Genomic DNA, 12,359 nt, shown 5'->3' with positions numbered 1-12,359 from the left:
TTAAAAAAAGTCGAACTTGCATTGGCTAAAAGATGTACTTATTCTTCCTCTCATCGACTGTTTTGAAGTAAGTTTGTCTCCCTCCTATATACGTTAATTTCCCTGATGCTAGATACCGTTTTTATTATTAGAGGATTTCCGTACATTAAAATGACAACGTTGACAGTTGAATTTCGGCGAATATATAGAGGCTTTAGCCTTATGCAACAGCTAGTGACGGTGAGAGAGTTTTGTTGCGATTCGTCAGCTCCATTTCTTTAACTAACGATAAATAAAGGATAAATAACGTCGATGAAAAAACTAATCGCTCTGGGCGCATTGATTAGTGCAGCCCTAATATCCACCCAAGCTTTGGCGGTGAACTGCGCAGGTATACCGCAATGGAATAGCGGCAGTGTTTACACTCAAGGCAATAAAGTTCAGCATTTAAATCGCGGCTATACCGCGAATTATTGGACCCAAGCGAATAACCCCACCACCTCATCGGGCCAATGGCAACACTGGACAGATAATGGTGTTTGCGATGGTGCCACATCAAGCGTCGCGCCCAGCTCGAGTGTCGCGCCGAGTTCCAGTGCTCCAAGTAGTTCGCGCTCATCAACACCCAGTTCAATCGCGCGTAGCAGTATTTCTTCTTCATCAATCGCCAGTGTTGGTTCTTGCCCCGCATTTGTGGCTGGAACCGCTTACGTTGCAGGTACAGTGGTGACCAATGCCGGTGGTATTTATACTTGTCAGGTTCCGGGCTGGTGTTCATCAACTGCAGCCTGGGCTTATGCGCCTGGGACTGGTAGCTATTGGCAACAGGTGTGGACGGCTGGAGGTAATTGCACGGGTACCAGTACATCTAGCACCTCTCGCTCGAGTTCCAGCAGTTTGGTTCCTTCATCCAGCTCATCCAGTGTGAGCACTTCTCGCTCCAGCGCTTCCTCTGTTAGCAGCAGTTCTGTGGCATCGGGCAATGCAAGAGATTTAGTAGGTTACTGGGAAAACTGGCACTGGCCAATGGAAGAGATGACTGCAATTCCTAACTACACTGTGTTGAATATTTCATTCCCGCGCATCAATGCAGATGGCTCGCTATTTTTGGGTAATGAGGGTGGATATCAAAACAATCCGACAGCACAACAAATTGCCGCCGCAAAAGCACAAGGCAAAAAAGTATTGCTATCAATTGGGGGAGCTAACGCGACATTTGTCCTGAATAATCAAACTCAGGAAGATAATTTCGTGAATTCCTTTATCGCAATCAAGGACCAGTTTGGTCTGGACGGTATTGATATTGATACCGAAAAAGGTTTGCACACTAACCCCAATGCACAAATTAGTTTAACCAATCCGCAATATTCAGCTGATTATCTTGCGCGCGCTATCAAACGTTTGAAGGCGCGTTATGGTGCAAGTTTCTTACTCACTATGGCACCGGAAACTGCTCACACCATTGGTGCTAATCTCGCCAATAACTGGTTAGGACAATACAACTGGGGTGTGTATTTGCCCTTGATGAATGTACTGCGCGATGACATTAGTTGGGTGCAAATGCAGTACTACAATACGGGTTCAATGCCCGGTAAAAACGGCCAGTTCTACAACGCGGCCACGCAAGATGGCTTAGTTGCCTGGACGGAAGCGCTGATTGAAGGCTTTGCGATTGGCAGTACCGGTGTTAGCTATCTTGGATTACCGGCTAACCGAATTATTATCGGTCTGCCCGCATCATCATCGCCAACAGCCGCTGGTAGTGGCTATACCAATCCAGCAGTAGTAAAAGCAGCGATGCGTTGCTTGCGCTCTGGCGATTGTGGCAATGGATACAAGCCTGCCAAAATCTATCCGGATTTGCGCGGCATAATGGCTTGGTCAACCTATGAGGATTATCTAACCAACTATGCATTCTCTAATAGCTTGAGAAATTGTGCGATCTTGAATCAATGTAATTAATGGGCGCTTAAATAAAAATCCCACTCATTGTGAAATGAGTGGGATTTTTTTCGCCGTCTTATCTTGCGCGGAAAATATTTAATCTACTGCGGGAGCATTTGGAGTCTGACGACCTTTATAGAGCGGCTGCCATTTGAAATTGGTTGCCGAACGCCATAACCATTCAATCGGGCCGTAATAAAAATGAGTTAACCACCAGCGGCAAAATAAAATCTGTAATCCAAAAATTGCAAAACATAAGAGTGCATTTGTGCCAGGTGAGGTTTTGGTAAACAGCCCCAAGCCAATGTTAAAGAAAATAAAGACACCGAAGAGGGTTTGCATCAAATAACTGGTTAACGCCATTTTCCCAACCGCAGCAAGCGGCATTAACCTTGCTGACCATCGCGGTTTGAGCATTAGTAGGCTAATGCCGGTGATATAGATGAGCGTCAGACTAGCATTAAAAAACTCCAGCATAAAACCACCCAGCCATCCGGCCAAGGGTGTTTTTTCTACATCAATTTCTAACATGAATGTAGTGATTCCGAAGCCCACACCTAACAAAAGTGTGATAGCTACTACCCAGCTACTTTTTTTCAAAACGTTTTTAAAGAGCCTTGCCTGATTGGCAATATTCTCAAACCACTGCATGCGTCCGGCAAACATACCTAATAAAAAGAAACCAAGCGTAATAATCAGTCGGCCACTGTTTATTTGATATATGTATTTATCACCCATGGCAGCAATATTGTGTTTAATCATCTCGGTAAAAGAGCCTTCGCTCAGGATGGCGTAATATTCTGCCCCTGCTATTTTCTGGTCAAAATCCAGCAGTGTTAATTTGTCGCGCAGCAGAATTGAAATAAGTTCGGCGAATTTGGTGGGAATATTGAGTACCAGTAAAACCCCAATAATTAACAGTGCCTTGTTGCTGAGGTTGCGCAAAAATAACAGCAGTAATCCAAGCGGAACATAAATTGATAAAATGTCCGCGCGCCAAAAGGTGTGATGCAATAAACCAATGACGCCTAAAATAATTAAACGCCAGCCGAATCGGCTAATCACTGGTTCTTGGCGGTTGATAAGCCCTTGAATTTGGATGTAAAAGCTTAAGCCAAACAGGAATGAAAAAATGGCAAAAAACTTACTGAGGATAAAAATCATGTAAGTTCCAATGGCGATGCCGCTGCCGAGATCTTTATAAAGTTGGTAGGTCTCTTGTGGCAGTGGGCCAGCGGCATACCAAAAAATCATATGCGCATAGAGAATTCCAAAAAGGGCAAAACCACGCAGGACATCCAGTGTCACTATTCGATCCATTTTTTGTGGTGACTGTATAAAGATGGGGGATGCTGTCATAGGTGATTCCTTGCGCCGTTGGTAAAACCGGTCGCTAATGGCCGGCTATTAAGAATGCTATGGTTGAGACACCATATCGCCTTGTTTTGGATTCAGCTGTTTTATTATTTTGTATAAATGACTAGTTAAACTGCAATTCTTGCGGTAACTCCACAATGACTGGCTGCTTGGTATTGGGGCAAATAAACTCAAGGCGATAGGCCAATAACTGTAAACCGGAAGAGGATTTGGTGCCGTACAGTTTATCGCCCACAATCGGGTGGCCGATATTGGCAAGGTGACGGCGAATCTGATGTTTGCGACCCGTTTCGATATGCACGTCGAGCAATGTTTTATTATTCTCCAGTCGCAGCTTTTTGATATGAGTAATTGCGGATTTACCATCCAGCTCATTATTCAGCGTCATACCATCAGCGGGTAAGTCGCAATCATCAATCACCCAGGCTTGATAAAATTTACGCATGTCGCGCGCTTGAAACAGGGCAGATAACTTCGCGGCACTTTGGCTGTCGTGTGCGAGAATAATTAACCCCATCGCATCGGCATCCAAACGATGCACCAAAAAACATTCGCGTTGGCGCTGGCCGTCATTCGGTTGGCCATTCACTTCAACCCACCGTAAAATGCTACAGTGGTCGCCCCATTGGGAGCCTTGGGAGAGCATGCCCGCAGGCTTGAACCAAATACTGTAATTGCCGCCGTCGTAAATCAGATTGGCACTTTCAGGTTTGCGTGCAAGCACCTGCTCATCGTAAAAAAATTGGATTTTTGAACCCTTGTACAGCATCTTGGTGGCGCGGCGTAAGCGCAGTGTTTTGCCTTTGAGTGTCCACCAGACAGCACCTTTGTTCATGGCATCTTTAATGCGCTGCTTGGACAGGCCGGTGCCTTCTGCTAACAAATCCAACGCGGTTTGTTCGGCTTTAGTCACGGTGAATTCGAATTTTTGCGGTATTTCAAATGAAGTATCAGACATTATTTAGCTTTAATTAAGTGAGAAAATTGTGGCGGTAAAGGCAACTATTTATAAAGCGAACCTGAGCGTATCGGATATGGATCGCAATGTGTTTGGCGATTTTAATTTGACTATCGCCCTACATCCTTCAGAAACCCTTGAGCGCATGATGGTGCGTATTCTAGCCTTTTGTTATCGCGCTGCGGAAAATTTAACCTTTACCAAAGGTTTGTCCTCCATGGAGGAGCCGGATTTATGGCTGAAACACGACAACGGCACGATTCTGGAGTGGATTGAAGTAGGTCAGCCAGCGCCAGATCGCTTGAAAAAAGCCTCGGGTCAAGCACAGTCCGTTCAGCTGTTTAGTTACGGCCGTGGCATGGATGTTTGGTGGAAAACCAACAGCACGGCTATTCGCTCTCTACCCAAGGTGAGTATCCATTACTTTGCTGCCGATGAGTTACACGCGTTAACTGCGCTCGCGGATAAAACGATGAATCTCTCAGTGACGATTACTGAATCCATCGCCTATGTTTCTACCGCGACAGACAGTGTGGCGATTACCCTACGCGAGATGGAGTAGCTGAAATGACCATACCTAACATGTCCTTATCAAATATGAATGTGCCTTTGCTGGCAATTGTGGATATTACCCTCGATAACGCCCAACAATTTTTAATTGATGAATCCTTTAATCGCCCTGTCGTCGTCGATTTTTGGGCCGATTGGTGTGGCCCCTGTAAAAATTTAATGCCAGTGTTGGAAAAACTGGCCAATGAATACGCAGGCGCTTTTTTATTGGCCAAGGTCAATGCAGATGATCAGCAAATGATTGCATCACAATTTGGTGTGCGCAGTTTGCCCACGGTTATGGTGATGCAAGATGGTCAGCCAATCGATGGTTTTACTGGCGCTTTACCTGAAATGCAAGTGCGTGAATTGCTGGCCAAGTATTTGCCCAAAGCGTGGGAGGCGCCGCTAGATCAAGCGCAAGCGCTAATGGCGGCAGAGAATTTTGCCGACGCATTGCCTTTGCTGCGCGAGGCACATGAAGCATCGCAACAATTGGCGAGTATTGCGCTGTTAATGGCGCAGTGTCATGTGGCGCTTAATCGAATCGATAATGCAGAAGCGATTTTATCCACGATTAAAATGACCGATCAGGATGCATATTACGAACAGTTAACTGCACAAATAGCACTGAAAAAGCAGGCTGCCAAAACACCGGAATTAGCTGCTTTGGAAAATGCTTATGCCGAAGCTCCGCAAGATTTAACTCTGCGCTATCAATTGGCTTTGCAATATCAGCAAGAATCTCTGTATCGCCCTGCGTTAGAGCACTTATTGGATATTATTCGCGTTGAGCGCAATTTTGCCGAAGGCGAGGCGCGCAAAACTTTTACTGCAATTATTGCAGTGTTGGGGAAGGCGGACCCCTTGGCGATAGAGTTTCAGCGCAAGTTATTTACCTTGCTTTACTAGCCTTTACCTCATGGCAAATGGTCGCTGCCAGCAAAAGTGGGTACACTGAACATCTGTAAAAAAACCGTAATGTGGGCTCCAACAGAGCCTACCCCCCTAATGGCAGCCACCATGCTGCTAGAGGATTATGATAGACAATGAGTAAGCGCTATTCCCTGATCGCATTCCTGGCCATCTGTTTGGCTTTGTTCGGGTGTGGCAAAAACAGTCAGGACGCGACTCCCTTGCCCGAGTTTTGCAAAAAAGACGGTTCGCGGCTTTATATTAAGCAGGGCAAACTCCGTATGGAAATCATGCCTAAAGTGGCTGGGCGCGTTTCGTCGTTACGATACGATGGCCATGAGCTGCTGGTGACCGACGCGGATCAAACTAGTATCACCGATTGGGGCACCGTATTTTGGTCTAGCCCTCAAGCTGAGTGGAATTGGCCTCCGATAGATACCCTTGATAGTAAACCTTACTCGCTAACAACAGATGATGAGCGTGTAGTGTTAACCAGTGAAGTGGATAAAAAAACTGGCTATCAATTTACCAAAACCTATCTACCTACTGGCAATGATCGTATCGCCGTAACTTACCGCATCACCAATCACAGCGATCATGAAAAAAATGTTGCGCCATTAGAAGTGACGCGTTTGCCGCCGTCGGGTGATTTGTTTTATCCGCGCGGTGACACTGATCCCATTAGTGGTATTTTTTATCCGCTGGATGTGCAAAATATTGATGAGCTAACCTGGTATCACTACGACGCAAAAAAAATTCGCACCGATCATCACAAGGTGATGCAAGATGGCAAAGAAGGCTGGGTTGCCTATGTCGATAAAGGCTATTTGCTAGTCAAGGAGTTTGCTGATAACCCTCCCGCCGCTATAGCCACGGGTGAGCGGGAAATAGAAATATTTGCACACGTAGAGCATATTTTCATTGAGATGAAGCAGCAGGGCGCTGTAGTGGCGCTGGCACCAGGAGAATATCTGGAGTGGACAGTGATTTGGCATGTGAAAAAACTGCCAAATGATTTAGCAAAAAATCCTGAACCTCAAGCGCTTGCTGCCTATGTGCGCAGTTTGCTGTAAACAGCTTGGATTGAAAGTTTAAAAAAATCGCCGCACATTCTAGCGGCGATTTTTTTTGGTTTTTAAACGGCGAATACGATCAGCTTCTTCTTTTTCGATTCGTTTTTTCTCGTCTTCTGCTTTGGCGGTCGCCACTTCAATTTGCGTCATTTCCGGTGTTTCCCAGCTAATCGGCCCGAGTAAACCGGCGCGTATTTCGGTGATTAATATGGATGACACTTTTTGCAGATCCACGCCGCCGCCTTTGCGTGCGCAGCCGCGTTTGATACCGATGGCATCGAGTACTTCCAAATCTGATTCTGGCAATTCTGCCAAACCATAGCGTGTTTTTAATGCATCTGGATAAGCGTTTAACAAATACTCAGCGGCATAAAGGGCGATATCGGCGTAGTCAAACACCGTATCTTTTATCGCACCGGTAATAGCAAGGCGATAGCCGCAGGAGGGCGGTGATAATTTAGGCCACAAAAATCCAGGGGTGTCGGTTAATAAAATACCGTTTTCCAATTTGATTTTTTGCTGTGCTTTAGTCACACCGGCTTCGTTGCCGGTTTTTGCGATGACGCGCCCGGCAAGGGTGTTGATAATAGTGGATTTACCCACATTGGGAGTGCCCATAATCATCGCGCGTGCCGGGCGCAGATCGCGCTGACGCTCGCTAACTAAACTGGTGCACACATTCAATAAATTTCGAATTTGCTCCGGGCGCTGCTGGCTCACCGGCAGGGCTTTTACACCGGCTTCCTGCTCCATTTTTTCCACCCACAGTGCGGTAATCGCCGGATCGGCCAAATCGGCTTTGTTGAGTAATTTAATGAGTGGTGTATCGCCGCGCAAACTTGGCACCAGCGGATTTTCACTGGAGAAAGGAATGCGTGCGTCAATCACTTCAATTACCACATCCACATGGGGCATGACCTCCGCAATTTCTTTGCGGGCCTTGTGCATATGGCCGGGGAACCAATTAATAGTTGACATGATTTACTCGAAGGAGAATTTAAAGCGTATCCAGCGGTTCACTGGAATCGAAATGATGCAGTAATAGACACTCGTCATCGGACTCGCTTTCGCAAATAACAACCGATACCGGCGCGATGATAGTGGCGTAAGTAGCGTCTTGATAGAGACATTCATTGAGCGCCTGCCAAAGTGGGGCAGGAAACTCGGTGAAGAAATTGAAACTTAAATAGAGTTTGCCTTTTTCTTCAATCGCGTCCACTTCGGGTGAGCGAATCCCGCGCACGCGCTGCAAAAACGCGTCGCGATCAAATTCGCGGCTGTATTGGGGTTGGATTTGAATGCTGATGCATTGCATTGGCTGATCCTCGGGTGCAATTGCGGCGATTATACAGAAAGCGCAAGCCAATCACCTTGAATAACTCGGGGTATATCCAAGCAGGTGGGTTGTTAAGAAGGATTAATCTTCCGCCGCCCCATTTAGGCAGTAACCGGTTTCAGCTATGATGCGGCCTTCTTTTCTCCCTTCGGTAAAATCTGTGTCTTCTCCTTTATTCCGCCCGATTGCGTTGGGTTTATATCTGTTGTTTTTTACGGCAGGAGTAGTGGGTGCTCTGGTGTTGCCCACCTTTAGTTTGTTTCTTGCCAAAGAAATTGGAGTGCGTCCGCTGTTGGTTGGTTTGGCATTTGCGGGAATTGCCTTGGCGAGTATCGGCTACAACCATTGGTTGGGACACTGGTCGGATAAGCTTGCCGATCGCCGCCCGCTGGTGATTATGTGCTGTTTGCTCGGCACGCTTGCCTGCGCAATATTTGCGTTATCGCGCAATTATTGGCTGGTGGCTTTTACTGCCGTGTTTTTACTCAGTTTGTCGATGGTGTCTTTTTCGCAAATTATGGCTTACAGCCTGGATTACGCCGAGGCGGAAATTCCAACTGAGCGCATTCCGTTGTTCAATGCCATCATGCGCGCGCAAATTGCTTTTGCATGGGTGGCGGGGCCGCCAGCCGGTTTTTTGTTGGCGACTTATTTTGGTTTTGATGTGAGTTACGGTATTGCTGCGCTGTTGTATGTGCTGGTTGCCATCGCGAGTGTTAAATTATTGCCGCGGTTGCCGCAAAAAAATAAGCCGGTGAATGTTGCCGGTGAGCGTGTAGCGCTGCCACTTTTATCGCCGTCGATTAAACAATCGCTTTGGTTATGTGCAATTGCATTTTCGATATTGTGGGGCGTGAACAATGCCTATCTTATTAGCTTGCCAATTCACCTGAAGGATAATTTGCACCTAGATGCCTACTGGATGGGGTGGGTGATGGGCACGACCGCCGCGTTGGAAGTGCCCTTTATGTTATTGGCTGGGCACTATGCCAGCCGTTTCCGTTTGATTAGTTTGGTGCGCTGTGCGGGCATTGCAGCATTGTTGCTTTATATCGGCATTTATTTCGCGAATGAATTATGGCACTTATTTGTGCTACAGATTTTTAATGCGATTTTTATCGGTGTTTTAGCGGGGTTGGGCGTGTCAGTTATTCAGGATCTGATGCCGGGGCGCTCGGGTGGCGCTTCAGCGCTCTACACCAATACCACACACATCGGCAATTTGTTGAGCAGTTTAATGGTGGGCTTGGTGGCGGATTATTATGGTTACCATCAGGTGTTTTTAGTTAATATCCTGCTGGTGTTTGTCGCTATTTGGGTGTTTGGTAAAGTGAAAACTTCGCGCGAATTAGCGCAGAGCAGCGGTTCATGCAGTGATTAATTTATCGCTGTGCTGTTTACTCTATCGCTGCACTTTAATCTTCATCTTCATTTAATAGTTTTTCCAAATCTTCCACGCTCATTGCAAACAGGCGGTGACGCAATTCGCGCTCTATTTGCGGCATCATGCTCAGCATTACCTCTTCAACTAAATATTGACGAGGTTTATTGACCTTATGGGCAATATTTTTGGTGGAGCTGACAATTTTTTTTGCGGTTTCGTATTCGAATAGCGGTGGCGGGTTGTTGCCGTGCAGGCGTTCGCGAATGTGTTGCGGCAAAAATGGGTTTTCGCCGCTGGCTTTGGCCAGTGGGCGATGATCGTTGTGCGGCGTGTGAGTGCCGCTTAAATGCGCGTTAAAGCCTTCCCTTTTGTGTTCTTGTGATTGAGTTGAATGGTGATGTTTCGCCGAATCCGTTAATGAAGTCGTATGGTTGTTGAGTTGATCTGCAATTTTGGCGAGGGTGGATTTAGGTTCTTCAAACAGTGAGCCTTGTCCGGGCAAAACGGATTCATGTCGGGTGACCAGTAGGGGCGGCTCGCTATGAAATTCCTCATCGAGAATTTCATCTTCTCCTTCCATTTCTTGCAAGATAGGGATGTTATCTTCTTCCAGTAATAATCCTTTGATGGATTCCAGTTCTTGCAAAATTTCGGCTTTGGTTTTATTCGTATTGGCCATAATGCTTACCTTTCAATCGCATTGTCTGTGTGTGCGGATCACAATTTCCGGGTTTCAATGGGATAGCCGCGGCTCTTATAAAAGCTGAAGCGTTCGCGGCTGGCTTGCAAGCTTTCTTGTTCCTGAATGACCACTTCACTCAAACGTTCAAAACGGCTGAAGTAGGGCGGTGTGGCCTTGCTCAAGTTAAGCAATAAACTCTGGTGATCGCCAGCTTCTTGGCTGAAGGTGATCTCTACTGGCGCGGGCTTGCCACCGTTAAGCAATTGGTGCGGGATAAAACTTTCCGGCTTAAAGGTCCAAAGCAACTCATCAAACGCGCGCGCGTCGGCTTCGCTATCCATTGCTACCAGTACCCGCATGCCCATGCGCTGTACTTTGTCGATCAAACGGCAAGCAAACAACCAGCGGGCGTCGCTGGTTGTTTCTGGCAGTATATAAAAATCAACCTGAGTCACGATCAAACCTGATTCAGCAGGTATTGCACCAGCATAGTCACCGGGCGACCGGTAGCGCCTTTGGCCCCACCTGAGCGCCAAGCGGTGCCAGCAATATCCAAGTGCGCCCAGGCAAATTTCTTGGCAAAGCGCGAGAGGAAACAAGCTGCGGTGACGCTGCCTGCTTCGCGCCCGCCGATATTGGCGATATCGGCGAAGTTGCTGTCGAGTTGTTTTTGGTAGTCATCCCACAGCGGCATTTGCCATGCGCGATCACCCGCTTCTTCGCCCGCTTTCAGCAGCGTTTTCGCCAGCTCATCGTTGTTACTAAACAGACCGGTGGCGTGATTGCCCAGCGCAATGACGCAGGCGCCGGTGAGGGTGGCTATATCCACCACGGCTTCGGGTTTAAAGCGCTCGGTATAGGTGAGAGCATCGCACAGCACCAAGCGGCCCTCGGCATCGGTATTGAGGATTTCAATGGTTTGGCCGGACATAGAAGTCACTATGTCACCCGGTTTGGTGGCATTGCCATTGGGCATATTTTCTGAGGCGGCGATGATACCAACCACATTGATCGGCAATTGCAGATCGATCAGGGTCTGAAAGGTGCCCAGTACACTGGCCGCGCCACACATGTCGTATTTCATTTCGTCCATCGCAGCGCCGGGTTTCAGGCTGATGCCGCCGGTATCAAAGGTAATACCCTTGCCGACCAGCGCGATGGGCGCCTGCTTTTTGTTGCCGCCTTTGTACTCCAGCACGATGAGTTTTGCTGGCTGATCACTGCCCGCTGCAACTGACAGCAGTGAGCCCATGCCCAGCTCTTTCATGTGTTTTTCTTCGAGGATATTAACACTCAGCTTGGCTTGTTTGGTGGCAAGGCGCTTTGCTTCGCTGGCGAGATAAGTGGGGGTACAAATGTTGCCGGGTAAATCGCCCAGTTCGCGCGCCAAATTGACACCTTTGGCGATGGCTTGGCCGAGCTGCAGGCCTTTAGTTGCATCGGCAACTTGTGTTTTGGCTGCACCGAATATCACTTTCTTCAGTTGCAGACTGATTTCAGCGGGTTTACTTTTGAGTTTGTCGGCGCGGTAATCAAGTAGGCTAAGGCTTTCCGCTACTTGGCGCGCCTGCCATTGGGCGTCCTGCTCAGCAACGCTGATGTCAGCCAGTGCGATGGTGATTTCAGTGCAAGTGGTCGCGCGCAATGCGTCAGCGATTTTTTGTACCGCGCGGCGATAGTTGTCGGCGTTCACATGGCCATCTTTGGTGGCACCAAAACCCAGCACTAACAATCTCTCTGCCGCTATTCCTTGTGGATTTAATAGCAGCAGGCTTTGTCCTGCCTTACCTTGAAAGCCTTCGCGCTTGAGCAGTGCGTCCAGCTGGTGTGCATCGGCAACATTTACCGCACTGGCGGCGGGGGCGAGTTTGATTCCTTCGTAGCTGCCAACAACCAGACATTGGGTTGTTTGTTTAACCGGTTCAACTACTTTGGCTGAAAATTGAATCAGGCTGGATTTAGGATTCGCAGGTTTGGCAGATTTTGCAGGGGCTTTGGCGGCGGTCATAGAAAGTCCTTGGTAAAAAGCAATGGAAAATTCGCTCAAGACAAATCGGGCGCGGTGCGTGATAATGCCACAATTTAAGCGGGGCATGGCGGCAAAATTCGGTGAAAATCTGAACCTTGTCGCGTAACGCAAGTCACTAGCCTCGTCTGCGGAT

At 47.7% G+C, this 12,359-nt stretch carries 12 protein-coding genes; 5 read left to right on the top strand and 7 right to left on the bottom strand.

Going from position 1 to position 12,359, the window contains the following annotated elements; translation table 11 throughout:
* Window positions 1–291 precede the first annotated feature (291 nt).
* Entirely contained in the window at window positions 292–1,941 is a 1,650-nt protein-coding gene (locus AWU77_RS19410) for a glycosyl hydrolase family 18 protein (RefSeq protein WP_062067520.1), read from the top strand.
* Between the two features lie 78 nt (window positions 1,942–2,019).
* Here AWU77_RS19410 and AWU77_RS19405 read toward each other — a convergent pair whose 3' ends face one another.
* Both AWU77_RS19405 and AWU77_RS19400 read right to left on the bottom strand, forming a co-directional pair.
* Window positions 2,020–3,282 (bottom strand): DUF418 domain-containing protein, encoded by a 1,263-nt coding sequence (locus AWU77_RS19405; protein WP_062067519.1) that lies wholly within the window; start codon window positions 3,280–3,282, stop codon window positions 2,020–2,022.
* Between the two features lie 121 nt (window positions 3,283–3,403).
* Window positions 3,404–4,258, bottom strand: coding sequence for an RluA family pseudouridine synthase (locus AWU77_RS19400; protein WP_062067518.1), 855 nt, complete (start codon window positions 4,256–4,258; stop codon window positions 3,404–3,406).
* 28 nt (window positions 4,259–4,286) lie between these two features.
* Between AWU77_RS19400 and AWU77_RS19395 the strand changes: the two genes are divergently transcribed.
* The 3 genes from AWU77_RS19395 (at window position 4,287) to AWU77_RS19385 (ending at window position 6,795) form a co-directional block, all read left to right on the top strand.
* Window positions 4,287–4,820: a YaeQ family protein gene (locus AWU77_RS19395; RefSeq protein WP_062067516.1), complete on the top strand. Its 534-nt coding sequence runs from the start codon at window positions 4,287–4,289 to the stop codon at window positions 4,818–4,820.
* Between the two features lie 5 nt (window positions 4,821–4,825).
* The gene (trxA, locus tag AWU77_RS19390; RefSeq protein WP_152625413.1) at window positions 4,826–5,719 is read left to right on the top strand and encodes a thioredoxin; all 894 of its coding nucleotides are present in this window, start codon (window positions 4,826–4,828) and stop codon (window positions 5,717–5,719) included.
* A 137-nt stretch (window positions 5,720–5,856) separates the two neighbouring features.
* Entirely contained in the window at window positions 5,857–6,795 is a 939-nt protein-coding gene (locus tag AWU77_RS19385; protein WP_062067509.1) for a YidC/Oxa1 family insertase periplasmic-domain containing protein, read from the top strand.
* Window positions 6,796–6,834: 39 nt separating this feature from the next.
* Here AWU77_RS19385 and ylqF read toward each other — a convergent pair whose 3' ends face one another.
* Window positions 6,835–7,773 carry a ribosome biogenesis GTPase YlqF gene (ylqF, locus tag AWU77_RS19380; RefSeq protein WP_062067505.1) on the bottom strand — a complete coding sequence of 313 codons (939 nt, stop codon included), beginning with the start codon at window positions 7,771–7,773 and terminating at the stop codon, window positions 6,835–6,837.
* 19 nt (window positions 7,774–7,792) lie between these two features.
* Window positions 7,793–8,110, bottom strand: coding sequence for a hypothetical protein (locus tag AWU77_RS19375; RefSeq protein WP_062067504.1), 318 nt, complete (start codon window positions 8,108–8,110; stop codon window positions 7,793–7,795).
* A gap of 181 nt (window positions 8,111–8,291) precedes the next feature.
* Between AWU77_RS19375 and AWU77_RS19370 the strand changes: the two genes are divergently transcribed.
* Entirely contained in the window at window positions 8,292–9,512 is a 1,221-nt protein-coding gene (locus AWU77_RS19370) for a sugar efflux transporter (protein WP_238582530.1), read from the top strand.
* 34 nt (window positions 9,513–9,546) lie between these two features.
* On the opposite strand, the gene AWU77_RS19365 is transcribed toward AWU77_RS19370, so the two are convergent.
* The 3 genes from AWU77_RS19365 to AWU77_RS19355 are packed head-to-tail and all read right to left on the bottom strand — an operon-like array spanning window position 9,547 to window position 12,205.
* Window positions 9,547–10,194, bottom strand: a complete 648-nt coding sequence (locus AWU77_RS19365; RefSeq protein WP_062067499.1) for a hypothetical protein — start codon at window positions 10,192–10,194, stop codon at window positions 9,547–9,549.
* A gap of 38 nt (window positions 10,195–10,232) precedes the next feature.
* Entirely contained in the window at window positions 10,233–10,652 is a 420-nt protein-coding gene (locus tag AWU77_RS19360) for a DNA polymerase III subunit chi (RefSeq protein ID WP_062067496.1), read from the bottom strand.
* Window positions 10,653–10,654: 2 nt separating this feature from the next.
* On the bottom strand, window positions 10,655–12,205 hold the full coding sequence (locus tag AWU77_RS19355; RefSeq protein WP_193747562.1) for a leucyl aminopeptidase: 1,551 nt from the start codon (window positions 12,203–12,205) through the stop codon (window positions 10,655–10,657).
* Window positions 12,206–12,359: the final 154 nt, after the last annotated feature.

It is taken from the genome of Cellvibrio sp. OA-2007, from assembly GCF_000953825.1.
In the GTDB taxonomy this organism is placed as follows: Bacteria; Pseudomonadota; Gammaproteobacteria; order Pseudomonadales; family Cellvibrionaceae; genus Cellvibrio.
Note: the sequence above shows the minus strand (reverse complement) of the source record. Positions and strands in the feature narration are given on the sequence as shown.